The organism is Rhizobium sp. BK418, assembly GCF_004341105.1.
Lineage (GTDB): Bacteria > Pseudomonadota > Alphaproteobacteria > Rhizobiales > Rhizobiaceae > Rhizobium.
This window is the reverse complement of record NZ_SLZK01000001.1, coordinates 705784-732444: the sequence shown is the minus strand read 5'-3', so window position 1 is coordinate 732444 and position 26661 is coordinate 705784. Positions and strand designations below refer to the sequence as shown.

General features: G+C 60.5%; 28 protein-coding genes. 18 read left to right on the top strand and 10 right to left on the bottom strand.

The window, feature by feature from the left end; translation table 11 throughout:
- Positions 1-107: 107 nt before the first annotated feature.
- Positions 108-722, bottom strand: a complete 615-nt coding sequence (locus tag EV281_RS03610) for a PAS domain-containing protein (RefSeq protein WP_132651551.1) — start codon at positions 720-722, stop codon at positions 108-110.
- 394 nt (positions 723-1116) lie between these two features.
- Here EV281_RS03610 and EV281_RS03605 point away from each other — a divergent pair, with 394 nt between their 5' ends.
- Both EV281_RS03605 and EV281_RS03600 read left to right on the top strand, forming a co-directional pair.
- Positions 1117-1902: a rhomboid family intramembrane serine protease gene (locus tag EV281_RS03605; RefSeq protein ID WP_132651550.1), complete on the top strand. Its 786-nt coding sequence runs from the start codon at positions 1117-1119 to the stop codon at positions 1900-1902.
- Positions 1903-1999: 97 nt separating this feature from the next.
- On the top strand, positions 2000-2434 hold the full coding sequence (locus EV281_RS03600; protein ID WP_132651549.1) for a CBS domain-containing protein: 435 nt from the start codon (positions 2000-2002) through the stop codon (positions 2432-2434).
- A gap of 68 nt (positions 2435-2502) precedes the next feature.
- Here the strand turns inward: EV281_RS03600 and EV281_RS03595 are convergent, their stop codons facing one another.
- The 3 genes from EV281_RS03595 to folE form a co-directional block, all read right to left on the bottom strand.
- The gene (locus tag EV281_RS03595) at positions 2503-3471 is read right to left on the bottom strand and encodes a patatin-like phospholipase family protein (RefSeq protein ID WP_132651548.1); all 969 of its coding nucleotides are present in this window, start codon (positions 3469-3471) and stop codon (positions 2503-2505) included.
- A 117-nt stretch (positions 3472-3588) separates the two neighbouring features.
- The gene (hisI, locus tag EV281_RS03590) at positions 3589-4041 is read right to left on the bottom strand and encodes a phosphoribosyl-AMP cyclohydrolase (RefSeq protein WP_132651547.1); all 453 of its coding nucleotides are present in this window, start codon (positions 4039-4041) and stop codon (positions 3589-3591) included.
- A gap of 25 nt (positions 4042-4066) precedes the next feature.
- Entirely contained in the window at positions 4067-4681 is a 615-nt protein-coding gene (gene folE, locus EV281_RS03585) for a GTP cyclohydrolase I FolE (protein WP_132651546.1), read from the bottom strand.
- A 302-nt stretch (positions 4682-4983) separates the two neighbouring features.
- Here folE and EV281_RS03580 point away from each other — a divergent pair, with 302 nt between their 5' ends.
- The 6 genes from EV281_RS03580 to EV281_RS03555 all read left to right on the top strand — a co-directional run bounded on the left by EV281_RS03580 (position 4984) and on the right by EV281_RS03555 (position 9861).
- Complete coding sequence (locus tag EV281_RS03580) at positions 4984-5430, top strand: iron-sulfur cluster assembly scaffold protein (RefSeq protein ID WP_132651545.1); 447 nt, start codon at positions 4984-4986, stop codon at positions 5428-5430.
- A gap of 3 nt (positions 5431-5433) precedes the next feature.
- On the top strand, positions 5434-5835 hold the full coding sequence (yidD, locus tag EV281_RS03575; RefSeq protein ID WP_132651544.1) for a membrane protein insertion efficiency factor YidD: 402 nt from the start codon (positions 5434-5436) through the stop codon (positions 5833-5835).
- A 5-nt stretch (positions 5836-5840) separates the two neighbouring features.
- Positions 5841-6260, top strand: a complete 420-nt coding sequence (locus EV281_RS03570) for a DUF2267 domain-containing protein (protein ID WP_132651543.1) — start codon at positions 5841-5843, stop codon at positions 6258-6260.
- Complete coding sequence (locus EV281_RS03565) at positions 6257-6784, top strand: DUF1697 domain-containing protein (RefSeq protein WP_132651542.1); 528 nt, start codon at positions 6257-6259, stop codon at positions 6782-6784. The genes EV281_RS03570 and EV281_RS03565 overlap by 4 nt, the downstream gene beginning before the upstream one ends.
- A gap of 120 nt (positions 6785-6904) precedes the next feature.
- Positions 6905-8911: a threonine--tRNA ligase gene (gene thrS / locus EV281_RS03560; RefSeq protein WP_132651541.1), complete on the top strand. Its 2007-nt coding sequence runs from the start codon at positions 6905-6907 to the stop codon at positions 8909-8911.
- A 110-nt stretch (positions 8912-9021) separates the two neighbouring features.
- Complete coding sequence (locus EV281_RS03555) at positions 9022-9861, top strand: lysophospholipid acyltransferase family protein (RefSeq protein WP_132651540.1); 840 nt, start codon at positions 9022-9024, stop codon at positions 9859-9861.
- Positions 9862-9887: 26 nt separating this feature from the next.
- Here the strand turns inward: EV281_RS03555 and EV281_RS03550 are convergent, their stop codons facing one another.
- Entirely contained in the window at positions 9888-10997 is a 1110-nt protein-coding gene (locus EV281_RS03550; RefSeq protein ID WP_132651539.1) for a hypothetical protein, read from the bottom strand.
- 113 nt (positions 10998-11110) lie between these two features.
- On the opposite strand from EV281_RS03550, the gene EV281_RS03545 reads away from it, so the two are divergent.
- The 3 genes from EV281_RS03545 to EV281_RS03535 all read left to right on the top strand — a co-directional run bounded on the left by EV281_RS03545 (position 11111) and on the right by EV281_RS03535 (position 13552).
- The gene (locus tag EV281_RS03545; protein ID WP_132651538.1) at positions 11111-11695 is read left to right on the top strand and encodes a nitroreductase; all 585 of its coding nucleotides are present in this window, start codon (positions 11111-11113) and stop codon (positions 11693-11695) included.
- Positions 11695-12297, top strand: coding sequence for a flavin reductase family protein (locus tag EV281_RS03540; RefSeq protein ID WP_132651537.1), 603 nt, complete (start codon positions 11695-11697; stop codon positions 12295-12297). Before EV281_RS03545 ends, EV281_RS03540 begins: the two co-directional genes overlap by 1 nt.
- Positions 12298-12421: 124 nt before the next feature.
- Positions 12422-13552, top strand: coding sequence for a DUF2336 domain-containing protein (locus tag EV281_RS03535; protein ID WP_132651536.1), 1131 nt, complete (start codon positions 12422-12424; stop codon positions 13550-13552).
- On the opposite strand, the gene EV281_RS03530 is transcribed toward EV281_RS03535, so the two are convergent.
- Positions 13549-13962 (bottom strand): hypothetical protein, encoded by a 414-nt coding sequence (locus tag EV281_RS03530; RefSeq protein ID WP_132651535.1) that lies wholly within the window; start codon positions 13960-13962, stop codon positions 13549-13551. The genes EV281_RS03535 and EV281_RS03530 overlap by 4 nt on opposite strands.
- A gap of 130 nt (positions 13963-14092) precedes the next feature.
- Between EV281_RS03530 and EV281_RS03525 the strand changes: the two genes are divergently transcribed.
- Positions 14093-14554 (top strand): GNAT family N-acetyltransferase, encoded by a 462-nt coding sequence (locus EV281_RS03525; RefSeq protein WP_132651534.1) that lies wholly within the window; start codon positions 14093-14095, stop codon positions 14552-14554.
- Positions 14555-14575: 21 nt separating this feature from the next.
- On the opposite strand, the gene EV281_RS03520 is transcribed toward EV281_RS03525, so the two are convergent.
- The 3 genes from EV281_RS03520 to parE form a co-directional block, all read right to left on the bottom strand.
- Positions 14576-15757 carry an AI-2E family transporter gene (locus EV281_RS03520; protein ID WP_132651533.1) on the bottom strand — a complete coding sequence of 394 codons (1182 nt, stop codon included), beginning with the start codon at positions 15755-15757 and terminating at the stop codon, positions 14576-14578.
- Between the two features lie 119 nt (positions 15758-15876).
- Positions 15877-17010: an esterase-like activity of phytase family protein gene (locus tag EV281_RS03515; RefSeq protein WP_132651532.1), complete on the bottom strand. Its 1134-nt coding sequence runs from the start codon at positions 17008-17010 to the stop codon at positions 15877-15879.
- A gap of 145 nt (positions 17011-17155) precedes the next feature.
- Positions 17156-19207 (bottom strand): DNA topoisomerase IV subunit B, encoded by a 2052-nt coding sequence (gene parE / locus EV281_RS03510; protein WP_132651531.1) that lies wholly within the window; start codon positions 19205-19207, stop codon positions 17156-17158.
- A gap of 201 nt (positions 19208-19408) precedes the next feature.
- Between parE and EV281_RS03505 the strand changes: the two genes are divergently transcribed.
- The 4 genes from EV281_RS03505 to EV281_RS03490 all read left to right on the top strand — a co-directional run bounded on the left by EV281_RS03505 (position 19409) and on the right by EV281_RS03490 (position 23641).
- The gene (locus EV281_RS03505; RefSeq protein WP_132651530.1) at positions 19409-20287 is read left to right on the top strand and encodes an alpha/beta hydrolase; all 879 of its coding nucleotides are present in this window, start codon (positions 19409-19411) and stop codon (positions 20285-20287) included.
- A 124-nt stretch (positions 20288-20411) separates the two neighbouring features.
- Complete coding sequence (gene tpiA / locus EV281_RS03500; RefSeq protein WP_132651529.1) at positions 20412-21182, top strand: triose-phosphate isomerase; 771 nt, start codon at positions 20412-20414, stop codon at positions 21180-21182.
- Positions 21183-21290: 108 nt separating this feature from the next.
- A complete protein-coding gene (gene secG / locus EV281_RS03495; RefSeq protein WP_132651528.1) occupies positions 21291-21869 on the top strand; it encodes a preprotein translocase subunit SecG in 579 nt (192 codons plus the stop codon).
- Between the two features lie 143 nt (positions 21870-22012).
- A complete protein-coding gene (locus EV281_RS03490) occupies positions 22013-23641 on the top strand; it encodes a CTP synthase (protein ID WP_132651527.1) in 1629 nt (542 codons plus the stop codon).
- A 47-nt stretch (positions 23642-23688) separates the two neighbouring features.
- On the opposite strand, the gene EV281_RS03485 is transcribed toward EV281_RS03490, so the two are convergent.
- Entirely contained in the window at positions 23689-24777 is a 1089-nt protein-coding gene (locus EV281_RS03485; protein ID WP_132651526.1) for a citrate synthase/methylcitrate synthase, read from the bottom strand.
- 84 nt (positions 24778-24861) lie between these two features.
- On the opposite strand from EV281_RS03485, the gene EV281_RS03480 reads away from it, so the two are divergent.
- Both EV281_RS03480 and EV281_RS03475 read left to right on the top strand, forming a co-directional pair.
- A complete protein-coding gene (locus EV281_RS03480; RefSeq protein ID WP_132651525.1) occupies positions 24862-26001 on the top strand; it encodes a citrate/2-methylcitrate synthase in 1140 nt (379 codons plus the stop codon).
- A 135-nt stretch (positions 26002-26136) separates the two neighbouring features.
- A complete protein-coding gene (locus EV281_RS03475) occupies positions 26137-26655 on the top strand; it encodes a FecR domain-containing protein (RefSeq protein WP_132651994.1) in 519 nt (172 codons plus the stop codon).
- Positions 26656-26661 lie beyond the last annotated feature (6 nt).

Below are 26661 nucleotides of genomic sequence, written 5' to 3'. Positions count from 1 at the left end.
TATCCAATCCTTATCCGCAATCCATTAACAGAAGGTTGTAGAAGCCAACCGCGGTATAACCCTAAAGTACTATGGGATACCCAGGCAATTGACCCGAAACGGGACAATCAGCGGGCGTCCGTGCCATGCAGGAAATGCGACATGGCACGCACGACCCGACTGAAAGTACCATGTTTTTCGGCAGTGATTTCGACTGGGCCACGAGGCTCGGCCTGGACCGCGCGGGCGAACATGTCGTGCAGCAGGCGGCTGCGGTCGAGGGCGAGAAGCTCCAGCGGCACGACCTCCAGCCAACTCGCGGCAACGGCAGGCGCGATGGCGCCAAGCAGTCGACCGCAGCCGCCTTCGGGCGAGCGCAACGGCATTAGAATGATCTCGAAGGCCGCGTGATGGCCGGCGATGCTGTAGCCGGTCGCATTGAAAAGCGTCGGGATGGCGTGATCCATGACGCCCGCTGCCGTCCTTTCAATATCCTCCTGCTGACCGTTGGCCCACAAGGCGGAAAAGCGCTCGCTGCCTAGGTCGCGGCCGAAGAGATCGCAGATCTTCGTTCCGGCGAGGCGGAATCGGATATGCCGGTCTGCCTTGGTCTCCAGCATGAAGAGGCTCGACAGGAGATGACGGATCGCGCGGGGCTCGATCTGCGTTTTCAAGGGCGCATCATGTTCACCGCGCAGAGCATTCCAGTAGTCGAAAATATCGATCGTGGTCTGAAGGCGCATGACACTGTCTCATTTCGGTTCATTGGCGGGCGGTTTTCGCCCCTTCACCTTCTACCTTGCGGATTTCATGCCAAATCCGGTGGGTTAAGGTTAAGAAACGGTTCCGCTTGAGCGGAGAGGCCCATCATGAGACTGTCTATTCATGACTTCGAACAGTGAAGTTCTGCACAAGACTGCCAGAGGAAGGATCATCCCTAGAGCGCCGTGCGTCCATTCGGACGCACAAAGGACGCTCTAACTCTCTAAACGGGAGCATCGTGCTTTCCGAAAATCGATTTCGATTTTCGGACCGATGCGGGGGGGAGCCCAGGCACGCCGTCCGGCCAAGTCCGGACGGCTTTTTTTTTGAAGCCCGCTCCTGTATGGCTGAGGCCTCCAACGAGGCGAGAAGCGCATGAACGAAAAGATGTCCGGGCCTGATCAGGCAGTTGAGCCTTCGCGGCCCGAACCGCCGGCCCGGCCGCCGCGCCAGCCGGTCTTCAATCTTCCGCCGCCACTCGTGGCCACGCTGTTGCTTCTGATCCTGATTTATGCCGTGCAATCGCTTCTGCCGGTCGATTGGTTCAACTGGTTCCTGTTCAGCTTCGGCTTCATTCCGCTGCGTTATGCGGTTTCGCTCGCAGAGCAGGGGCCAGAACTCTATTGGACGCCCGTCACCTACTCGCTGCTGCATGGAAGCATCGAGCATATCGTCTTCAACGGGCTCTGGCTGATGGCTTTCGGAGCGCCGGTCGTGCGCCGCATCGGCACGGCGCGTTATATCATCTTCTGGATCCTTTCCTCTGTCGCCTCGGCGGCACTGCATGCGGCCCTGAACTGGGGAAGCGAGGGGCTGCTCATCGGGGCTTCGGGTGTGGTGTCCGGCCTGATGGGTGCGGCCTGCCGCTTTGCCTTCCCCTCCGGCCGTCAGATGTTCGGTCCCGCGCATCTCAATCCACGGCTATCCGTGCTGCAGGCGATGCAGAGCCGCACGGTGATCATCTTCATGCTGTTCTGGCTGGTCGGCAACGCGTTGATCGCCGTCGGCATCCCGCTTGTCGGCGACGGCAGCCAGGAAATCGCCTGGGATGCGCATATCGGTGGTTTCGCCTTCGGCTTCCTCCTCTTTGCGCTCTTCGACCGGAAGCCGCCGGAGGAGCATTTCGAGGTGCCTTTGCCCGGCGACGAGTTGCAATCCTGAGCCAAGAAGTGCACCATTGACCTATTCCGCGATGGGAGGAGAGACCGCCGCGGAGCCTGTGTTTCCGAAGTGCTTCATTTCGCCATGGGAGGTCCAAATGGCCAGTTCCGTCAAAGCAATACTCGATCTGAAAGGTCGCAACGTCGTTACCACCGAGCCGAACACCACGGTCTCGGAAGCGGCAGCGATTCTCAGCAAGAAGAAGATCGGCGCGATCGTCGTTGTCGGCATGGAAAACAAGATTTCCGGCATGTTCACCGAGCGCGATCTCGTGCATGTCATTGCAAAATACGGCAAGGACGGGCTTGACCAGACGCTTTCCTCCGTCATGACCTCGAAGGTGTTGCGCTGCAATGAACAGACCTCGGTCAACGAGCTCATGGAGCTGATGACGAGCAAGCGCTTCCGCCACGTACCGGTCGAAGCCAACGGCAAGCTCGTCGGAATCGTCTCAATCGGTGACGTCGTGAAGTCGCGCATCGCCGAAGTCGAGCGCGAGGCTGAAGATATCAAGGCCTATATCGCAAGCTGAATAACTCGTTGTTCTACGCAATTCCGGACGCAAAACCGCTACACACTTTTGCTGGAATTGCTTGGGCGTCAGGGATGCCTGGCGTAGATTTCCTGCATGCGCTGCAGTTCGGGCAGCCTTGCCCGAGCCTCTTCATAGCCACGTTCGATGGCTTCCCCGGCGCGGTGGAATTCCGACAGGCCGATATCCGACAGGCGCGGCTGCAGCGAAACGTCAGGCGGATCGCCGGCAAGGCGGGCACGCGCAATACGATCCTGAATGATGTTGAAAGCCTGCACCATGACGCCGGTCATGCCGAGCCTTGCAGCATAGGGCGCGTTCTTCTGCTGCTGCACCTCGGCAGGCGAGAGGCTGGCATTGTGGCGCACGACGGCGGAACGGCCGTAGAGATCATAGTTGAGATTGACGGCGACGACGAGCGGCTGTTCGTAGCTGCGGCAGACCGAAACCGGCACGGGATTGACGAGCGCGCCATCGACCAGCGTGCGATTATTGCTGCGGACCGGCTCGAAGATGCCGGGCAGGGCATAGGATGCGCGGATGGCCGTGATCAGCGAGCCGTTGGCGATCCAGACCTCGTGCCCAGTGTTGACTTCGGCGGCGACAGCGACGAAGGGCTGGTCGAGATCCTCGATCGTCAGGCCTTCCAGATGTTCCTGCATGCGCTTGGTCAGCCGCATTCCGCCGAAGAGGCCGGAACCGCCGATCGTCAGATCGAGAAGGCTTGCGATGCGGCGCATGGTGAGCGAACGGGCGAAATCTTCCAGCTCGTCCAGCTTGCCGGCCAGATAACAACCGCCGACGAGCGCGCCGATCGAGGTGCCGGCAATCATGCCGATTTCGATTTTGGCCTCATCGAGCGCGCGCAGCACGCCAATATGTGCCCAGCCGCGTGCAGCCCCGCCGCCGAGCGCCAATGCGAGCTTTGCTTTCTTTTCGGATGGGGATTGAACTGGGGGAATGGCCGTATCCTGAAGCGCTGCCGTGCCGGAACTACCGCCTTCGGCGCTTTGACGGTGCATATTCCAGCCCAGCATGGCGTTCCTCCCTCCCGGCAGAACACTCGGATTGCTAATTAGTCGCCCCGAACCCTTACTAAATTGTACATAGAGGCGACTTGTGTCGCAATAAGGGGCAGGCGGCCGGGATTCGGGCTATTTATCGTAGACATCCTTGGGGTCGAAGTGCAGATCGTCATCGATGATGGTCAGCATCGGCTTTCCATCTTCGAGCGTAATTGTGCGGTAGAAGCAGGAGCGGCGGCCGGTATGACAGGTGGCGTCGTGGCCGGCAACCTCCACCTTGAGCCAGATGGCGTCCTGATCGCAATCCGTACGGATTTCCTTGACGGTCTGGAGATTGCCGGAGGTTTCGCCTTTCTTCCAGATCTTGCCGCGCGAGCGGCTGAAATAGTGGGCGATGCCGGTCTGGATGGTGAGCGCCAAAGCCTGCGCATTCATGTGGGCGACCATAAGGAGTTCGCCGTCGCCGGCATCGGTGACGATAGCCGTAATCAGGCCGCGATCGTCAAAGCGCGGCGTAAAATCGCCGGCATCCTCCAGCTCGGATTTGTCTTCCGACGGCTGATTGAAAATCAATTCACTCATGGCGGCCTTCCTGAGGGAGCCGGTATCAGCGGCCCCTTACCATTGTCATGAATCGGACTTGATCGGCCGGTTCACTCTTGAACGTTCCTGTAAAGGTTGTCGTCAATGTGGTCGAGCCCTGCTTCTGAACGCCGCGCATGGCCATGCACATATGTTCGGCTTCGATCATGACGGCGACGCCGCGCGGACGCAGCGTTTCGTCGATGGCCTTGGCGATCTGCGAAGTCATCGTCTCCTGCGTCTGCAGGCGGCGACCATAGATTTCAACGACGCGGGCAATCTTGGAAAGGCCGAGAACACGACCGTCAGGCATATAGGCGACATGCGCCTTGCCGATGATCGGCACCATGTGATGTTCGCAATGGGAGAAGAAGGGGATATCCTTCACCAGCACCATGTCGTCATAGCCGGCAACCTCTTCGAAGGTCCGGCCGAGCACATCTTCGGGGCTCATTTCGTAACCGGCAAAGAGCTCGCGATAGGCCTTGGCGACACGGGCAGGCGTATCCAGCAGGCCTTCACGTTCCGGATCGTCGCCAGCCCAGCGTAGCAGGACGCGAACGGCATCCTCTGCCTCCTGCTGGGAGGGGCGATTGGTTTCACGGGCGGTCTGCGGAAAATTCTTGACGATGGCGTCCATATTCAATGGTCTCCTGGCCCGCAACGCGGACCGTATTCGGACTAGCCACTGGTACCCCAAGAGGGAATTCTTGCACCTGGCAGGCTCCGGGGCTTTCCAGGCTCCTTCCTCGAACCCTTCCGGCACGGTTTCCCAATCAATCTCATCAGAGGCCATTGCATTTTCATGGCCCTCGAACGACATACATATAGGAAGACGACCCGGCTATGTAAGTATTCTGTCGTGAGACTGTGTGTTTTTTGTTTACACGACAATCACATAGGAATTAGCGTCGTTTCAGGCGTTTTGGAGCCAAATCCGTCATGGATGATATCTATAACAGCAAAATTCTCGAATTTGCCGGCAATATTCCGCTGACTGGAACGCTTGAAGACGCCGATGCGAGCGCACAGGCACATTCCCGTCTCTGCGGCTCGAAAGTACGCATCTGGCTGAAGATGGACGGCGATACGATCAGCGCCTTTTCACATGATGTGAAGGCTTGCGCGCTCGGCCAGGCCTCCTCCTCGATCATGGCCCGCCACGTCGTCGGCGCGACATCAGGCGAAGTGCGCAAGGCGCGCGAAGATATGCTCGCCATGCTGAAAGCAGACGGCGAGGGGCCGGATGGACGATTTGCCGATATGCGCTATCTTCTCCCCGTGCGTGATTACAAGGCGCGTCACGCCTCCACCATGCTGACTTTCGACGCGGTCGTCGACGCCATCGGCCAGATCGAGGCTCGCCGCGCCGAAGCCGTCGAGGCGTGAACCATGTGCGAATTCTGCTTGCTGCGTGAAGAGGAAGAAGAGGGTGGGGCGGCGGCACCAAAGCCTCGTCCAGCGCCGCGGCAGAAATTTTCCCGCAATTACCGCGGACCTTTCCGCAAGACACCGGACCGCCTTTTCGGAATGGGGCTGATTCGTCTCTATCAGCTGACGCTTTCCGGCTTCGTCGGCAACTCCTGCCGGCATATCCCCACCTGTTCCGAATATGGCTATGAGGCTATCGCCCGCCACGGGCTCTGGGCCGGCGGCTGGATGACGCTCTTTCGCGTCGGCCGCTGCTGGCCGGGAGGGACGAGCGGTCTTGACCCAGTTCCTGACAGTCTCGACTTGCGCTTCCGCTGGTTTACGCCCTGGCGCTATTTTGCACTCGGGCGCAAAGCGGGGTAGGTGCCATGACGATACCCGGCGAATACAGGCGTGCCTCCGAAGATTTCGAGCGCTATCTCGACGACGTCAGAAGGCACACGCTGATCGAAAGCCGGAATGTCGTCTATACGATGACGCAGGGTGTCTTCCAAACATTCCGGCGCCGGCTCGATACTGCCGATGCCCTGCGGTTCGCCGACATATTACCTCCGGTGCTGCGTGCAATCTTCGTCGCCGACTGGAATCCTGACGAGACTAAGCATTCCTTTGAAGACCGCGAAATCATGACGCGCGAAGCACAGTCACTGCGCGGTGACCACAACTTTTCTCCCGATACCGCGATACGCGATGTGGCAACGGTTCTACGCAAACATATTGATGCAGCGGCACTGGAACGCCTGCTGAAAACCCTTCCTGAGGGAGCGGAGGAATTCTGGCGGCCATGAGCACCTTTATCGCACTTCTGCACAGTATTGTCCTGACATCCGAGCGTCGCGTGATCATGGAGGATCTGCGAAAGCTTGCCGAAGGACTCGGCTATCGTGAGCCGCGCACGCTGGTCTCGACCGGCAATCTCGTCTTCGAGGCGGATGAGGTGCGGCCACATGAAGTCGAAGAACGCCTCGAGGAGGCCTTCGAGGAAAAGTTCGGCAAGCATGTCGATATCATCGTGCGCAGCGAATGCACATGGATGGCCCTATGCAGCGCCAATCCGTTCAAGGACGGCAAGGGCGACCAGGTGATCGTGCGCGTCAACAGACTGCCGATCGATCCGCAAAAAGTCGAAGCGCTGAAGCCGCTTCTTTCCGAAGGGCAGCGGATGGAGTTGATCGGCTGCGATCTCTGGATTGATTTCCACGGCAAACCGAGCCAATCGAAGCTGCTGTCAGCACTTAGCACCAAACGCATGGGTGTCGGCACGCTGCGCAACTGGAACACGGTGCGCGGGCTTTTCGAAATGGTGGTCTAGCGCCTTTTCCTTTACTCAGGCACCAAATATCAGTATCAGGCGGCAGCGCATTCCCGAGCGGATGACGCTTCCGTTTCAACCACCCGCATTCGTTGGCGGGACTGGACAAGGAGAATTTCGATGTCCCAATCCGTTTCCCTGACATTTCCCGATGGTTCGGTCCGCAGCTTCCCGGCTGGCGCGACCGGCAAGGATGTCGCCGAATCCATTTCAAAGTCGCTTGCCAAGAGTGCCGTCGCCATTGCGATCGACGGCACCGTGCGCGACCTTTCCGATGCCGTCACCGACGGCAAGATCGAGATCATCACGCGCAAGGACCCACGCGCTCTGGAACTCATCCGCCATGACGCCGCACACGTGATGGCCGAAGCCGTGCAGGAACTGTGGCCCGGCACGCAGGTGACGATCGGCCCCGTGATCGAGAACGGCTTCTATTACGACTTTGCCAAGAACGAGCCTTTCACGCCGGACGATCTGCCGAAGATCGAAAAGAAGATGAAGGAGATCATTGCTCGCAATGCTCCCTTCACCAAGCAGATCTGGTCGCGCGAGAAGGCCAAGGAAGTTTTTGCCTCCAAGGGCGAGCAATACAAGGTCGAGCTCGTCGACGCCATTCCCGAAGGGCAGGATCTGAAGATCTACAATCAGGGCGAATGGTTCGACCTTTGCCGCGGCCCGCACATGGCCTCCACCGGCCAGATCGGTACCGCCTTCAAGCTGATGAAGGTTGCCGGCGCCTATTGGCGCGGCGACAGCAACAACGCCATGCTGTCGCGCATCTATGGCACGGCATGGGCTGATCAGGCCGATCTCGACAACTACCTGCACATGCTGGCGGAAGCCGAAAAGCGCGACCACCGCAAGCTCGGCCGCGAAATGGACCTGTTCCATTTCCAGGAAGAGGGCCCGGGCGTCGTGTTCTGGCATGGCAAGGGCTGGCGTATTTTCCAGACTCTCGTCGCCTACATGCGCCGGCGGCTCGCCGTCGACTATCAGGAAGTCAACGCGCCGCAGGTGCTCGACACCGCACTCTGGGAAACCTCCGGTCACTGGGGCTGGTATCAGGAAAACATGTTCGCCGTGAAATCGGCACATGCCATGACGCATCCGGAAGACAAGGAAGCGGATAACCGCGTATTTGCGCTGAAGCCGATGAACTGCCCCGGCCACGTGCAGATCTTCAAGCATGGCCTGAAGTCTTATCGCGAGTTGCCGATCCGTCTCGCCGAATTCGGTCTCGTGCATCGCTACGAGCCGTCGGGCGCGCTGCATGGGCTGATGCGCGTACGCGGCTTCACCCAGGACGATGCGCACATCTTCTGCACCGACGAGCAGATGGCTGCCGAATGCCTGAAAATCAATGACCTGATCCTGTCGGTCTACGAAGACTTCGGCTTCAAGGAAATCGTCGTCAAGCTTTCCACTCGTCCGGACAAGCGCGTCGGCACGGACGCTCTCTGGGATCGGGCGGAATCAGTCATGACCGATGTGCTGAAGACGATCGAGGCGCAATCCGAAGGCCGTATCAAGACCGGCATTCTGCCGGGCGAGGGCGCTTTCTACGGGCCGAAGTTCGAATATACGCTGAAGGATGCCATCGGCCGCGAATGGCAGTGTGGCACGACGCAGGTCGACTTCAACCTGCCGGAACGTTTCGGTGCCTTCTATATCGATAGCAATTCCGAGAAGACGCAGCCTGTCATGATCCATCGCGCCATCTGCGGCTCGATGGAGCGCTTCCTCGGCATCCTGATCGAGAACTTCGCCGGCCATCTGCCGCTGTGGGTTTCGCCGCTGCAGGTCGTCGTCGCCACCATCACGTCCGAAGCTGATAGCTACGGCCAGGAAGTGGCGGACGCGCTGCGAGACGCCGGCCTCCATGTCGAGACCGACTTCCGCAACGAGAAGATCAATTACAAGATCCGCGAACATTCCGTTACGAAAGTTCCCGTCATCATCGTCTGCGGCAAGAAGGAAGCGGAAGAGCGCACGGTCAATATCCGCCGCCTCGGCAGCCAGGAACAGACGTCGATGTCGCTCGATTCGGCGATCGAAAGCCTTGCCCTGGAGGCAACACCGCCCGATATCCGTCGCAAGCTCGAGGCAAAGAAGGCGAAAGCTGCCTGATCGATCGCTTCTGAACAATGACAGCGCCGGCCGGGCGCTGTCAGAAATGCGACATGTAACCGTTATATAGCCGCCACAAACAGGGACGGGTTCATCCCGACAAGCATTCAGTGCGCTTCAAAGAGCTTTCCTACGCGAACGAACGGGATCCACGGTTGAAGCGATGGCTCATCCGCTCCATCGAGGGGCTTTCGGGCCGTGACCGTTACGTGCGGCTCTATGACATCTGGCGCTCTGATATCGTCGGTAAGAGCGACCGCGTCTTCGGCAAGATGCTCGACCTCATCGATGTCGAGATCAGCGTGAAGGGCAATTGGCCGCTGGAGCCGGTGCCGGCCGAGCCGATCGTCATCGTTGCCAATCATCCTTTCGGCATCGGCGATGGCATTGCGGTGCTGGCGCTTGCCGAACAGCTCGGCCGCCCGTTCCGCGTGCTGATCCATAACGATCTTCTCAAGGTGCCAGAAATGGCGCCTTACTCGCTACCGATCTCCTTCGAGGAGACCAAGGAAGCGATGGCGATGAACATGAAGAGCCGGCACGAGGCGGTTCGCCTCCTGAAGGAAGGCACGACGATCGTCGTTTTTCCAGCTGGTGGTGTCGCCACCGCCAAGAAAGGCTTCGGCCGTGCCGAAGACCTGCCGTGGAAGATGTTCCCGGCAAAGCTCATCCAGGCGGCGCGTGCCAGTGTGTTGCCGATCTATTTCGAGGGCCAGAACGGTCGTCTCTTCCATCTTGCCAGCCGCGTCTCGATGACGTTGCGCCTGTCGCTGCTCATCCGCGAGTTCCGCCGCCTTTCCGGCACGACGATAACGGCGCATGTCGGCAAGGTCCTGTCCTTCGAAGAATTGAGCAGCGGCAGCGACCGCAAGGATCTGCTCGCCCGTCTCTTTGACGCCGTCTTCTCGATGGCGCCGAGGAAGAAGGCCTTCCTCAAGCGCGCAAGCTGAAATTTCCCGATATTGCAGAGGCGGTGTCAGTCGAGGCTGTCGCCGTCGCTGTTGTTCTGAAGATCGTCGTATGAGGGCAGGGATTGCTGCGGTGGGATGGTGCCGCCCGGCTGGGGCACGCCCTTGGGTGCCGCCGCAGTCTGTCCCGACGGCAGGGCCGTGGCAGCAGGGGCAATCGGCTGCTGAGCCTGCTGGTCCTTCATCAGCACTTCGACATCAGTATTGACGCCGGCAGCGACCGTGAAGTCACGCTGGTAGATCTTGTCCTTGTTGCGGGCGACAGCCGTATACTCGCCTTCAGACAGGACCATGGTCGGAAAGGCGCTGACACTTTCGCCGACGCTATCGCCTGCCGCCGTCAGGATCGACCAGGCGGTATCGGCAATCGCTTCGCCGCCCGTTTCCGACACGAGCTTGAAATTGATCTGTGCAGCCCTGTGCTGGATGGTCGCTTCGGTGAGCTTGCCGGCCTCGACCTGGATATCGGCGCGGATGCTGGCGTTGACATTGCCGTATTCGGAAACGATGTGGTAGGTGCCGGCATTGAGGCGAACCACGGTATTCGGCGGCACGTCGGCCATGACGAGGCCGCGCTCGCCGTCGTCACGCACCTCGGCAGAATAGATCGAGAAGCTCAGCTGATCCGGGCGAATGCGGACATCGGAACCGGAAACCGCATTGAGCAGCAGGCCACCGGCATCGAGCACCATCACCTGCTTGTCGACCCGGCCATCATCCGGCACCGTCAGCTTCTTCGTCACGCCGGCGCGGCCGAAGGAGACGTTGACGAAATAATCGCCGGCAGCGAGCTGGAAGGCTGCCGAGCCGCCCTTGGAGCTGGCGATAAGCGGCAGCTTGCCATCGGTTCCGGCGACTGGGCTGAATACATACCAGGTAAGCCCGTCCTCGACAGGCGCACCATCGGCCGTGAGCTTGGCTTCCAACGAAACGTCGCGGAGGCGGACACCTTCCTGTGTCGAACCCGGCGCGATGAACGCGTTGAGCTTCGGCATTTTCGGCGTCGATTCAAGCTGCTTGAATTCCTTGAATGCATCCTGAGCAGCAGCGCCAAACGGCGTCAGCATGAGAAGCGCAATAGCAAGGCCGATCCGTGCAAAAGGCAAAATGCCAAACATCCTGTTCGTGAACCGATTGACTTCTGAAATCGCAGAGTCCACTTCAAGACCAATGCCATGGCAAATTCAAGACCTATGGCCACCCTCTGCATACAAATGAGAGTTTCTCCCGTATGAAATCCGACATCAAGCTGATCGATTATCTCGCCGTGCGCCGCTCCATCCCCGCGTTCCAGATGTGTGAGCCGGGACCGGAAAGAGCTGAAATCGAAGAAATCCTGCGCCTTGCTTCGCGCGTTCCCGATCACGGCAAGCTCGCCCCCTGGCGCTTCATCGTCTATCGCGGCGAAGAGCGCGTACGGCTCGGCGGAGAGCTGCTGAAGCTCGCACTCGAAGCCAAGCCAGACCTTTCCGAGGAAATGATCCAGGTGGAGCGCACCCGCTTTACCCGTGCGCCCGTCGTCGTCGGCATCGTCAGCAAGGCCGGCCCGCATATCAAGATCCCCGAATGGGAGCAGATCATGTCGGCTGGCGCGCTCTGCCTCAACGTCATCCTGGCTGCCAATGCGCATGGCTATGTCGCCAACTGGCTGACGGAATGGTTTGCCTATGACGAGCGCGCCTATCCGCTGCTCGGCGTCCAGCCGGGTGAGAAGGTTGCCGGCTTCATCCATATCGGCTCCAGCACGTTCCCGCCCGTCGAGCGTCCACGCCCCGAGCTGACCGAGACGGTCACCTGGGTCGGCGGCGAAGTGTGATGTTCTATACGACGGATACTAACCAGCACGGACTGGCGCACGATCCCTTCAAGGCGATTGTCGCGCCGCGCCCGATCGGCTGGATCGGCAGCAAGGGCAGGGACGGGTCGATCAATCTCGCACCCTATTCCTTCTTCAACGCGGTCGCCGACAAGCCGAAGCTGGTGATGTTTTCGTCGAGCGGGCACAAGCACAGCCAGCGAAACGCCAGGGAAACCGGCGTCTTCACCTGCAATTTCGTCAGCCGCAATCTGGCGGAAAAGATGAACCTTACCTCAGCCGCCCTGCCTTATGGCACGAGCGAATTCGAATTCGCCGGATTGACGCCAAAGCGGGCGGAATTGATCGATGCGCCCTATGTGGCCGAGGCTTTCGCCGTGCTGGAATGCAGGGTGACCGAGATCATTGAGCCGAAGACGTTGTCTGGTGAGGCGACCGAAAATGTCTTCGTTTTCGGGCAGGTCATCGGCATCCATATCGATGAAGCCATCATCAGAGATGGCCGGTTCGATGCGGCATTGGCGCGGCCGGTCGCACGCATGGGCTATATGGATTATTGCGAGGGCAGCGACGTCTTCGAAATGTTCAGGCCGAAAGTCTGACAGCTGCCACGTAAGGGCGGATAAATCCTAACGGATATGGTGAACCAATCATAAACTTTTTCCGGCTACCGTCCTCGTATTGAGTAGGACGCGAGGGAATCGCGTCCAGTGCTGGGGCGTGGTCGTGATCATTGAGGCATTTCTTCGTTGGGCCGAAACGGCCAAGGCCGCTGATAGGGCGGCCGCTGCAAATGCTCTTGGACGAGTCTATCTCAGATCCGAAATGTCAGACGAGCGGCGCGAGGCGGCTGAAAAGGCGATGACCTATCTGCTCGATGACCCGTCGCCGCGTGTGCGACTTGCGCTCGCCGAAGCGATCGCCTGGGCGCCGCAGGCGCCACGCAACATCATCCTTTCACTCGCCGAGGATCAGCCTGAGATCGCCTGCCATGCGGTGACCTGCTCGCCACTGCTGACGGATGCCGATCTCGTCGACCTCGCAGCACGCGGCAGCGGCGCAACGCGCATGCTGATTGCGGCGCGCGCCCAGGTGAACCGTCCGGTCTCGGCAGCTCTTGCGGAAGTCGGTGACGAAGATGAAGTTCTCTGCCTGCTGGAAAATGATGGTGCTGCGATCTCCGCCCAATCGCTGAAGCGCATCGCCGAACGGCTTGGCGATGTCAGCGATATCAGAAACCTGCTTCTCGACCGCAACGACCTGCCGGCCGATGCACGCCAGCTTCTGACCCAGCATGTCAGCAATGCACTCGTCGGCCTGCCGCTGGCACAGGCTGCGATCGGCCTGCAGAGGCTGCAGCGCATCAGCCGTGAGGCGACGGAAGCGGCAATCGTTTCCATTGCGGGCGACATCGCGCCGATCGAGGTTCCTGACCTCGTCGAACATCTCCGCCTGAACGACCGGCTGACGCCATCCTTTCTTATGCATGCGCTCTGCAGCGGCAAGGTGGAGTTCTTCGCCTGCGCCATCGTCAATCTGTCGGGCTGCAGCGATCGCCGCGTGCGGGCCATTCTGGCAACCGGCCGTATGCACGCGGTGCGCGCGCTCTATGAATCCGCCGGCCTGCCGCGCGATATCAGCATCATATTCGTGGAAGCGACGCTCCTATGGCGTGATGCGTCGCGTAGAACACCGGCCTCGGTGCTCGGCAGCATATGTGGGCGTCTGCTCCAGAGATTCGATAGCCGGATAGGGCAGCACGATGCCGTTGGCGAACTGCTCGACATCGTGGAGAAGCTGCATGTGGCCGAGCAACGCCGTTCGGCTCGCGTCTATGCGTCGCTTGCGGCCGCCTAATCGGCAAACCGCGCTGCGGCCCAGGAATAGCTTGCGGAGACGAAATGCAGCGGCTTGGTCAGCGTGTTTTTCACATCCTGGCCGGACGGAAAATTGGCGCGAACGCGCCCAGCAATATTGTCCACAAAACCGCCGAGACCATTCCGCTGTTTCGTCAACTCGGGCGCTCCGACAAGTTCCAGGCTAGGAGCCGGCTTAGGCGGTTCGGCAGCGGCCAGCGACTTCGGCGCTTCGCAGACGGCGATGACTGTCGGATAGCTGGCATTGGCATAGGTCTTCAGCCGCTGCTCGGCCTCGGCATCGCAGGCGACGACGGTTTCCCAGTGTTTGTCCACCGTGGCGACGTAATTGCATTGGCTGACGGAATCGTCGCAACCGAGGATCGTCATGGCGATGAGGACGGCTTGCATATTCTGCCTCCATGGCTATTGAGCGTGCCATCATCTTCGAAAGCTGAATTTCAACGGAATGAAGGCAAGGCCACCAACTCATCGTCAGCCAAACAAAAATTGCGTGGCCTTCACAGGAACTGGAGTGAAAATGTCCGTCACCATTGCCCTCGAACCGCCGCGTCAGGATGGCGTCATCCGCCTTCTCGATCTCTCGGATGCCTATGCTCAGTCACTGTATCCGCCTGAAAGCAATCACCTTGTCGATATTTCCACGCTCGAGAAGCCATCCGTGAGCTTCCTCGTGGCGCGTAATGGCGGCGAGATCGTCGGCTGCTGCGCGCTGGTCGAGGCGGGCGACGGAACGGCCGAGATCAAGCGCATGTTCGTCGATCCGGAGGCGAGGGGACTGAAGGTCGCAAGCCGGCTGATGGACCGGCTGGAAGAGATTGGCAGGGAAAAAGGGCTCGTGGCAATCCGTCTGGAAACAGGCATCTACCAGCCGGAGGCGATCGGCCTCTACAGGAAGTATGGATATCTTGAGATCGAGCCTTTCGGCTCGTATCAGCCGGACCCGCTGAGCCTTTTCATGGAAAAGCGCCTGATCGCGTAACGGCCTTCGACTGGCGGGAGATCATTCGGCAGCGCGATGCACCGGCGGCGCCTGTTCGTCGAGGACGATTTGCGGGCCTGCATCGGCGGTACGGACTTCATGTATCCATTCGCGCCAGATCGCGACCAGCAGGGCCATCAGCACCGGGCCGATGAACAGGCCGAGAAAGCCCATCGTCTTCACACCGCCAACGAGGCCGAAAAAGGTTGGCAGGAAAGGCAGTTTGATCGGTCCGCCGACGAGCTTCGGACGCAGTGTCTTATCGACGACGAAGAGTTCGACGGTGCCCCAGACGAACAGGCCGATGCCGGCGACATGCGCGCCGCTCGCGAGTAGATAAACAGAGACGAGCGTGAAGCAGAGCGGTGCTCCGCCGGGGATCAGCGCCATGACGCCGGTCAGCACGCCAAGGGTGACCGGCGAGGGAACACCGGCAATCCAGTAGGCGAGGCCGAGCACGATGCCTTCGCCGATGGCAATCAATGTCATGCCCATGACCGTCGAGCTGATTGTGGCAGGCACGACACGGGAAATCCGCTCCCAGCGGTTCGGCAGGATACGCTCGCCGAGCATGTCGATCTGCTTGGAGAAGGAGAAGCCGTCGCGATAGACGAAAAACAGCGCGATCAGCATGAAGAGCAGCGTCAGAAACAGGTGGAAGGCGCCGCCGCCGGCAGCCAGGACCGCGCGGTAGATACCGCCGATATTGGCGCCGCTGACGGCCTGGATGAGCTCTCCCATCGTACCGGGGCTGCCGATATATTTCGTCCAGAGCTCGTCGAGATAGGGACCAGCGAGCGGCAGCGCGATAATCCATTGCGGCGTTTCAGCGCCGAAGCGATTGGCATGGATCGCCCATGCGACCCAGGTGCGTACTTCGCCGGTCGTATAGGCGACCGCAAGGCTGATAGGAATGACGAGAAAGGTGATGATGAGGATGATCGCGATCGTGGCGGCGACCGTCGTATTGCCGCCGACGCGGGCAAGGAGCTTGCGGTAAAGCGGCCAGCTCGCAAAACCGATGACGAGGGCTGCCAGTATCGGCACGACAAAGCCGTAGAAGAAATAGACGCCGGCGGCAGCGACGAGTACGAGCAGCCAGCGGGCAGCCGAAATCGAGGGGATCAGCGGCGTACGTATCGTCGCCGACGGCCCCAGCCATCGCGGCTCGATATTGGTTTTCTGACGATCAAACACACCCACGCGCGCCTCTTTTTATTGTTGTCCTGTTTTATGGGCTATGAACCGGGCGGATTCAAGGTCCGCCCGGATAAAGCGTATACAGAGCGTGGTTGTCTCAGCCTCTGATCGCCTCGTTATTATTAGGGCCGACGGTTGATCTTGAAGGCATAGAACTGCGTCTTCTGGCCAGTCGAAAAGTTATTGTCCGAGCCAAGGACCAGGACGCCGGTGCCGTCCTTCGCCTTGCCAATCGCCATGGCCTCGATGTTATCGGGCGTCAGGCCGATGGCGCGGAGATCCAGCACTTGGCTCTTGCGTACTGGGACAACGCGCTGGTCGGTCTTGACAAGCGATGTGATGCCGGAAACATCGGTTGCACCGTCAAGGTCCATCATGAACAGTTTGACGTTGTTGCCGAAGCCCTGCGCATAGCTGCGTTCGACGGCGAGCAGGCGGTGATCGTCAAGAGCGATCATTTCCGAGATGCCGTTGTCGTTGCCGCCGTCGGGTTTGCTGGCAGCCTGCGGGATCGGCGACACCGTGTAGACATATTGTGCCTTCGGTTCGCCGGTTGCGCCGTCATAGCGAATAATGCGCGACAGGCTACCGGTGGTCAGGTTCGGGTTCGGGCCATCCTGATAGAGGGCTGCTTCGACGCCCACGAAAACGTCACCGGACGGAGACACGGCGAGATCCTCGAAAGCGAGGTTGTCGCGGATGCCGGTCGACCTGTCGGCGGTCGGTGCAAGTCCGTCAGGCAGCTTGAACTCGCGCACGAAGGCGCCGTCCGGCGAGGTGACCCGGACGAAGGGGGCGATCAACGCCTTGCCGTCGCCTTCGCTGCCCCAATAGATGCCGTCCTTGCCGAGGCGGATGGATTCCGGATCGACGGTGCGGATGGCGAAGGGCTGGCCGTTCTTGTCCTGGAAGATGGTGTGCTTGACGATGGTGACGCCTTTCAAGCCGGCGGCGCTGACATCGATATCGAGATCGTAGAAGCGGGCGGGGGCCTTTTCGGAGCGGTCATCGCTGATGGCGATATAGTGGCCGGTGGCAGCATCGAAATCGAGGCCGGAAATGCCGCCGAATTCGACACCATTTTCCATCTGGCCGGTCGGGATGACGAATTCACCAAGATAGGACAGCGAAATAGCCGCTGCGCAATCACCGAAGGGGCAGGCGGTCTCGACTGTCGCACCAAGATCGGTGGCATAGACGGAGGCGGTGCTGGACAGGAGAACAAGTGCGACAGTCGCAAGAAAACGCTTGGTCATGGCAAATATCCGGCAAAGGGTTGAAACAAAACGGCCGGCGCCTACGAAACCCTCGGGAGAGGCCTCAAGCGCCGGCCGTTCTATTGCGCCGGTAATTTGACGGACTTGTAACGGTTCTTCGTCAGTTCGATGAATTCGCTGTGGCTTAAATATCCAAATCTTCCGCGAAAGCCGCACGTTCCTGGATGAAGCGGAAACGGGCTTCGGCCTTGGTTCCCATGAGGTCGTCGACGGCATTGCGCGTGCCCTCGAAATCCACCTCGTCAATTAGTACCCGCAGCAGCGTGCGCTTGGCCGGATCCATGGTGGTTTCCTTGAGCTGGGCAGGCAGCATTTCGCCGAGACCTTTGAAGCGACTAATCTCGATCTTGCCCTTGCCCTTGAATTCCGTCTCCATGAGCTCGGCGCGGTGATCGTCGTCGCGGGCATAGGCGGACTTTGCGCCCTGCGTGATCTTGTAGAGGGGCGGCACGGCGAGGAAGAGGTGGCCGCCGCGCACCAGCTCCGGCATTTCCTGATAGAAGAAGGTGATGAGCAGCGAGGCGATGTGCGCACCGTCCACGTCGGCATCGGTCATGACGATGATGCGTTCGTAGCGCAGGTCCTCTTCCCGGTATTTCGAGCGCGTGCCGCAGCCGAGCGCCTGGATGAGATCTGATATCTGTTGGTTGGCCGACAGCTTTTCGCGGCCAGCGCTGGCAACGTTGAGGATCTTGCCGCGCAGCGGCAGGATCGCCTGGTTGGCGCGGTTTCGCGCCTGTTTGGCGGAGCCACCTGCCGAGTCACCCTCGACCAGGAAGAGCTCGGCGCCTTCGGCGGTGTTCTGCGAGCAGTCTGCAAGCTTGCCGGGCAGGCGCAGCTTGCGAACCGCAGTCTTGCGGTTGACTTCCTTTTCCTTGCGGCGACGCAGGCGCTCTTCGGCGCGCTCGATCACCCAGTCGAGAAGTTTTTCGGCTTCGGCCGGATTGTCGGCGAGATAATGGTCGAAGGGGTCGCGCAGCGCGTTTTCGACGAGGCGCTGAGCTTCGACGGTCGCAAGGCGATCCTTAGTCTGGCCAACGAATTCCGGCTCGCGGATGAAGACCGAAAGCATGCCGACCGCGGAGATCATCACGTCATCGGTGGTGATCTGCGCGGCGCGCTTGTTCTGCGTCAGCTCTGCATAGCTCTTCAGGCCCTTGGTGAGCGCGACGCGCAGACCCGCTTCATGCGTGCCGCCTTCGGGCGTCGGAATCGTATTGCAATAGGAGTGGACCTGCGGATCGCCGCCATACCAGGTGATCGCCCATTCCAGCGCGCCGTGGCCGGCGACCTTCTCGCTCTTGCCGGCGAAGATTTCGCGGGTGACCGTGAACTCCTTGCCCATCGTCGCCTGCAGATAATCCTTCAAGCCACCCGGGAAGTGGAAGACGGCCTTGTCGGGCACGTCAGATCCTTCCGGAAGCACGCCTGGATCGCAGCTCCAGCGGATTTCGACACCGCCGAAGAGATAGGCCTTGGAGCGAGCCATGCGGAACACACGGCCCGCATCGAACTTCGCATGCTCGCCAAAGATCTGCGGGTCGGGATGGAAGCGAACCTTGGTGCCGCGGCGGTTATGCACGTCACCCAGATCTTCGATCCCGCCCTGCGGCAGGCCGCGCGAGAAGCGCTGACGATAGAGCTTGCGGTTTCGCGCCACCTCGACTTCGAGATAATCCGACAGCGCATTGACGACGGAGACACCGACGCCGTGCAGACCGCCCGAGGTCTCGTAGGCCTTGCCGTCGAATTTGCCGCCGGCATGCAGCTTGGTCATGATGACTTCGAGTGTCGACTTGCCGGGAACCTGCGGATGGTTTTCGACTGGAATGCCACGGCCGTTATCTGTCACCGTGAGATAGCCCTGGATGTCGAGATGGACATCAATGAAATCGGCATGGCCGGCCACTGCTTCGTCCATCGAGTTGTCGATGACTTCGGCAAAGAGGTGGTGCAGCGCCTTTTCGTCGGTGCCGCCAATATACATGCCCGGGCGCATGCGCACCGGTTCCAGACCTTCCAGCACGCGGATCGAGGATGCGCCGTAATCATCGCCGTTCGAAGCCGCAGGCGCCGGGCGAGGGGTGGCGGGTGCCGCGGGCGCAGCAGGCTTCGCAGCCTCCTCCTGCTTCTGCGTCAGGGGCATTCCGGAAAAGAGGTCGTTGCTATCTTCCATGGAACCGTTCAGATCTTATTCTCGTGAAGGGCCGCTGGCCCACAATATCAGCATTCGGCATCGCGTTTGCGAATCAGGGGGATTCTGACAGAAAGCGCCCCGATACGCGACGCGCCCCGTATTTGCGGAGCTTTTCAAGATGTGATTTGCGTTGCCGGGCGACGAATGGCAAGTCGCGGCAGCTCTCTGGGAACCATCTCGATGCCGATGTCCACAAGTCATTGCACCATAATCACAGCAATTGCGGCCTTTTTCCTGTCCGCGGCCGTCGCCGCTGCCGATGCGCTTCCGCCCTACAAGGACGATCTGTTTTCGAAGCAGACGGTGTTGCAGACGGGCGATGACGGTGCCTTCGAAGTCGTTGATTACGACGAGATGCGCGACATCAACGGGCGCGACCAGATCCCTGAAAAGCGGGTGCAGCAGAAATATGTCACTCTCGGTGTGAAGAAGCTGCAGGCGGATGAGACACTCTCCCTCGATGGCGTCAGGCTCGATGTCACCAGGGTGGGACCGGCGCAGAATGCCGCCTTCACGGTCATCTTCATCCACGGCCGCGACGGCGACCGGCGGCTCGGCGCCAACGATTATACGTTCGGCGGCAATTTCAACCGGCTGAAGAATCTCGCAGCCGGCAATGGCGGCGTCTATTATTCGCCGAGCGTCAAAACCTTCGACGCCAATGGCGTCGCGGCGATTGCCGGATTGATCCGCTATGCGAGCGTCCAGTCTCCCGGCCGCCCCGTCATTCTGAGCTGTGCTTCGATGGGCAGCCAGATCTGCTGGGGCATCACGCGCGATGCAGAAAGCGTCAAGCGGCTGAAGGGCATGCTGGTCATGAGCGGTGTCTCGGACCCGGATTTCGTGAAAAGCCCCTTCTACAAAGCAAAGCTGCCGCTCTGGTTTGCGCATGGCAGCCGCGATCCAGTCTATGCTGCAACCGATCAGCAGTCGCTGTTCGACAAGCTCTACAAGACAAAATACCCCACGCATTTCACGCTTTTTGAGAGCGGCAATCACGGCACGCCGATCCGCATGATCGACTGGCGCAAGGTGCTGAACTGGATATTGGCGTCCTGAACGAGCAAATTCGACGCTGTCTGGAACTTTCAAACGATCATATTTCCCCGACGTTACGTGGGCGCTTTCCTTTGCTGCAGGCTTTTGCTAAGGCCGCCCGAATATGCGGATTTGGAGGAGCAGCATGACACCTGACATACGCCCGCTCGTGGCGGGGAACTGGAAGATGAACGGCACGCGCGCCTCATTGGACCAGATCAAGGCGATTGCCCAAGGCGTCAGTTCCCCCTTGTCGGAAAAAGTCGAAGCTCTGATCTGCCCGCCGGCGACGCTGCTTTATGTGGCAACCGCACTCGCCACCGACAGCCCGCTCGCGATCGGCGCGCAGGATTGCCACCAGAAAGAATGCGGCGCGCATACCGGCGATATTTCAGCTGAGATGATTGCCGATTGCTTCGGCACCTACGTGATCGTCGGCCATTCGGAGCGGCGCATCGACCATGCCGAGACCGACCATATGATCCGAGCCAAGGCGCAGGCCGCCTACAAGGCGGATCTGACTGCAATCGTCTGCATCGGTGAAACCGGTGACGAGCGCGACGGCTATCAGACACTCGAGGTGCTCAAGCGCCAGCTTTTCGGTTCGTTGCCGGAAGAGGCAACGGCTGGCAATACGGTCATTGCCTACGAACCCGTTTGGGCGATTGGCACCGGACTCACACCGACCGCAAAGGATGTGGAAATCGTCCACGCCTTCATCCGCGACGAACTCATCTTGCGCTTCGGCGACGAGGGCAAGGGTATGCGCGTCCTCTATGGCGGTTCCGTCAAGCCCGGCAATGCCAGCGAGTTGCTCGCCGTCGACAACGTGGATGGCGCGCTGATCGGCGGGGCGAGCTTGAAAGCCACCGACTTCCTCGCCATCTACGGCGCATACGAAGCGCTGCTCGCCTGAGGCGATTGCATATTCCTGGCCGAAGGGCTTGGAATAGCAGATGACCTCATGTAAAGAGCCGCCAGATTTCTATTTTATGTCCGTCCTGCGACGGGCAGGACTGGACCCATGCAGACAGTATTGATTGTCATCCATCTCATGATCGTGCTCGCGCTCGTTGGCGTCGTGCTCATCCAGCGCTCCGAAGGCGGCGGCCTCGGCATCGGCGGCGGATCGGGCTTCATGTCGGCCCGCGGCACGGCCAATGCGCTGACGCGCACGACCGCGATTCTCGCGACGTTGTTTTTCCTCACCTCGCTCGGCCTCGGTATCCTGACCCGTTACGAAAGCCGCCCGACGGATATTCTCAACCGTATTCCGGCAACGAGCGGCCAGGGCAACGGTATTCTCGATTCGCTGGGCGGCGGTAGCACGCAGGCCCCGGCTCAGCCTGCTGACAACAGCGGCATTCCGAATAGCGGCGCTGCTGCTCCGGCTCCGGCCGCTCCGCAGGCACCGGCTGCTCAGGCTCCGGCAACACCTGCGCCTGCTGCACCGGCAACGCAGGCACCCGCAACACCGGCTCCAGCTGCAAGCGCCCCTGCGGCGACTGCGCCGGCAGCTCCGTCGACGACTGCTCCGGCTCAGCCCGAGGCCCCGGCCACAACCCAGCCGGCCCAGCCTTCCGGCGTCCCCACGGGACAATAAGCCGGGCCATAAGATCAACCGCCGGCAGGCCCTCGGGTCTGCCGGTTTTCTTTTGTTCAGATTCCTGCGCCACGCGCCAAAAATTCCGGAAAAGAATTTTTGGGCTGGTGGAATCGTTTTTGAAAAGGTATCCGGTGACTCCCATGGCGCGATACGTATTCATCACTGGCGGCGTGGTTTCCTCCCTCGGAAAAGGAATTGCGGCCGCAGCTCTCGGAGCGTTGTTGCAGGCCCGTGGTTATCGGGTGCGGCTTCGCAAACTCGACCCCTATCTGAACGTGGATCCGGGCACTATGAGCCCGACCCAGCACGGCGAAGTCTTCGTCACCGACGACGGCGCGGAAACCGATCTCGATCTTGGACACTATGAGCGCTTCACCGGACGCTCGGCGACCAAGACCGACAACATCACCACCGGCCGCATCTACAAGAACATCATCGACAAAGAACGCCGCGGCGACTATCTCGGCGCGACCGTTCAGGTCATTCCGCATGTGACCAACGAGATCAAGGATTTCGTCACCGAAGGCAATGACGACTATGATTTCGTCATCTGCGAGATCGGCGGCACGGTCGGCGACATCGAGGCGATGCCCTTCATGGAAGCGATCCGCCAGCTCGGCAACGACCTGCCGCGCGGCACCGCCATCTACGTCCATCTGACGCTGATGCCCTATATCCCGGCCGCCGGAGAATTGAAGACTAAGCCGACGCAGCATTCGGTCAAGGAGCTGCAGGCGCTCGGCATTCATCCCGACATCCTGCTGGTACGTGCCGACCGGGAAATCCCGGAAGCCGAACGCCGTAAGCTCTCGCTGTTCTGTAACGTGCGTCCGTCCGCTGTCATCCAGGCACTCGACGTTGCCAATATCTATGACGTGCCGATGGCCTATCACAAGGAAGGCCTCGACGACGAAGTGCTGGCCGCCTTCGGCATCGAGCCGGCGCCGAAGCCGCGCCTGGACCAGTGGGAAGAGGTCTGCAACCGTATCCGCACGCCGGAAGGCGAGGTGACGATCGCGATTGTCGGCAAATATACCGGCCTCAAGGATGCCTATAAGTCGCTGATCGAAGCGCTGCATCATGGCGGCATCGCCAACCGCGTCAAGGTCAAGCTCGAATGGATCGAGTCCGAGATCTTCGAGAAGGAAGATCCGGCGCCGTATCTCGAGAAGGTTCACGGTATCTTGGTACCGGGCGGTTTCGGCGAGCGCGGCTCGGAAGGCAAGATCCATGCGGCCCGCTTCGCCCGCGAGCGCAAGGTGCCGTATTTCGGCATCTGTTTCGGCATGCAGATGGCGGTCATCGAGGCTGCCCGTAACCTCGCCGATGTTGCGAATGCTTCCTCGACCGAATTCGGCCCGACGCCGGAACCGGTCGTCGGCCTGATGACCGAATGGGTGAAGGGCAACGAGCTGCAGAAGCGCACGGCATCGGGCGATCTCGGCGGCACGATGCGTCTTGGCGCCTATAAGGCAGCGCTCAAGAAGGGGACGAAGATTTCAGAAATCTACGGCTCGACCGATATTTCCGAACGTCACCGGCACCGCTATGAAGTCAATGTCGACTACAAGGACCGGCTGGAAGATTGTGGCCTCGTCTTCTCGGGCATGTCGCCAGATGGTGTGCTGCCGGAGACGATTGAATATCCCGACCATCCGTGGTTCATCGGCGTCCAATACCATCCGGAACTGAAGTCCCGTCCGCTCGACCCGCATCCGCTCTTTGCGAGCTTCATCGAAGCGGCAACGGAACAGAGCCGACTGGTCTAAAATATGGGCCGCTTCTTCAGGACGAGGAAGCGGCCTTTCTCTTTACGTCATGCTGCTTCGGGCAACGGCCCGACATAGACCGAGCGCGGACGGATGAGGCGGCCTTCCAGCGCCTGCTCGCGGGCGTGCGCAATCCAGCCGACGGTGCGGCCGATCGCGAAGACGCCGGTGAAGGCCTCACGTGGGAAGCCGAGGCTTTCCAAGAGAAGCGCCGTACAGAATTCCACATTCACATCCAGCGGTCGGTCCGGTTTGCGTTCCCTGAGGATGGCAAGTGCTGCCTGCTCCACGGCTTCGGCAAGCGCGATTCTGGCGGCATCGATCTGGCCGGCGGCAACGAGAGGCTTTAGAGCGTTTTTCAAGGCATCAGCGCGCGGATCACGGACACGGTAGACGCGGTGGCCGAAGCCCATCAGCCGTTCGCCGCGATCGAGCGCGGAACGCAGCCACAGGCCGGCATTGTCTTCGCTGCCAATACCATCGAGCATATCGAGCACCGGCCCGGGTGCACCGCCGTGCAGCGGCCCCTTGAGCGCACTGACTGCCGCCAGCACCGAGGAGGTGAGGCCGGCACGCGTCGAGGCGATGACGCGCGAGGCGAAGGTCGAAGCGTTCAGGCCGTGATCCGAGATCGTTACAAGATAGGTGTCGAGTGCACCGATCTGCTCCGTGCTCGGCAGCACACGTGAAAGCATCCGTAGGATATCGGCTGACTGCGAAAGGCCTGCATCAGGCTTCACCGGCTTTTTGCCGCCCTGCAGGCGCAGTACCGCCGGCAGGAAGACGGCAGGTGCGGCAAGCAGGCGAAGCACGGTATCGATATCCTCTCCATCAGGCAGTCGGGCGACAAGAGCGCGCATGGCATCGACCGGCGGCAGCGCCAGCAAGCGGGAATCAGCGGCTTCGATTTCCGCGAAGACCTCCCTTCGCGCCCGGCCAAGCCGGCGGCGCAGTTCCTGCGCGTCGAGATGCGGCTCGATCAGGCCGTCCAGCAGCAGGGCAGCAACATCCTCGTAGGTGCTGCGTCCTGCCAGATGATCCAGCGACACACCGCGGATGATCAGCCGGCCGGCTTCGCCGTCGACATCCGAGAGCTGTGTTTCAGCGGCAATGACATCTTCCAAACCATTTTTCATGGGTCTTTCTCCTTTACCGGACGAAAGATCGGACCTAGTTTAGTTGACGTCAATCTTGACGCAATCGATCAATGTGAGGCTGATGTGACCTGGCTAACGGCAGAGGAAGCACTGGCAGAGCTCGGTACCAAGCCGCAGACCCTTTATGCAAATGTCAGTCGCGGGCGGATCCGCGCCAAAGCGGACCCAGCCGATCCGCGCCGCAGCCTCTATCAGGAAAGTGACGTCAAACGGCTTGCCGAACGACATGCGGGTCGGCGCAAGAGCGAGACAGTCGCGGCCGAAGCGATCAGTTGGGGCGACCCGGTGCTGACATCGTCCATCTCCACCATCTCCGCCGGACGTTTGCTCTATCGGGGGCAGGATGCGGCGAAGCTTTCAACTCATGCGACGCTGGAGGAGACTGCTCTGCTACTGTGGAATGCGGAGAATTTTGCCTGCGCACAGGCCTCTGCTCCGGAGCCGGCATCACCTTCCATTCAGGCGGTGCTTCTGGCGCTGGCAGGACGGGCGGGCACTGATCTGCCATCTCTCGGACGCGCGCGCCCCGCCTTGCAGATGGAGGCATGCAGCGTGCTTTCCACCGTTGCCGATGCGCTGGCGCCGGGACCTCCGAACCATCCACTGCATTACCGTCTCGCCGCATGCTGGGGCAGACCGGAGGCTGCCGATTGCCTGCGGCGGGCGCTTGTCATGTTTGCCGATCATGAGCTCAATGCCTCCACCTTCGCCGTACGTGTCACGGTTTCTACGGGGGCGGCACTTTCTGCCGCCGTGCTCTCTGGCCTCGCAACCCTGACGGGCCCGCTGCATGGTTCGGCGTGGCGGAGTGTCGATGCCCTTGCCGAAGCCGCCTCCGAAGCCGGGGCGGAACATGCGATCCGCCGCCTGCTGCTGCGGGGAGGCCAACCAGTGGCTTTCGGACATCCGCTTTATCCTAATGGCGATGTGCGGGCGCACGTGCTGCTGTCCTCCTTCGACGTGCCGCCGGTTTTTCTCGATGTGCAGCAAGTTGGCGAGGAGATGGTAGGCGAGAAGGTCAATGCCGACTTCGCGCTTGCCGCCATGACCGCCGCCTTCGGTCTGCCTGAGGAGGCACCAATCATCATCTTCGCGCTGGCACGGACGACCGGCTGGCTGGCGCATGCCATGGAGCAGATCGAAAGCGGCCATCTGATCCGCCCGCGCGCCCGCTATGTCGGACCTTCGCCTGCCGATTTGTGACTGTCGCGCGTCTTGCCGAACAGCTTGCACAGTCTCACGTTTTTGCATAAGGAAACGGGCGAGTTCAGCTAGTATGGGGCTAGCCGACGCATTCGAGGATGCCCGGCGAGTCACGAGGGGCGGACCATGAAAGCCATGTCAGCAATCTCCTGCAGCCTGTTTTCCGCCGTGCTGATCATCGGCATGCTGCCGGATGGCGCAGCCCACGCCCAGTCGGCCGGCTGCGCCATTTCGCGCGCCTCAGACGGCAATCAGATTTTCCGTTGCCCCGGCGGCGTCAACATCACCGCCGAACGTGGCGCATCTTTCACGCTCACCGACCGCAATCGCGACGGCAGTCCGGATTCGCTGTCGCTGCGCAGAAAGGCTGCCCTCGTTGACGTCGACAGTAACCAGCATCGCGGCGGATTCCAGGTGGTGACACCGCAGGCGATCGCCGCTGTCCGCGGTACGCAATGGGCCGTCGATGTCAAAGGCGACACGACTTCCGTGCTGGTCACCCGCGGTCGTGTCGGGGTGCGCCGTCCAACAGGCTCGGCCGTCGTGCTGGGACCGGGCGAGGGCGTGGATGTCACGAGCGGAACCGCAGCACTCATCGTCCGCACATGGCCGGCACCCCGCGTCGCGGCCCTTCTCTCACGTCTCGGTCAATAAGTCGTC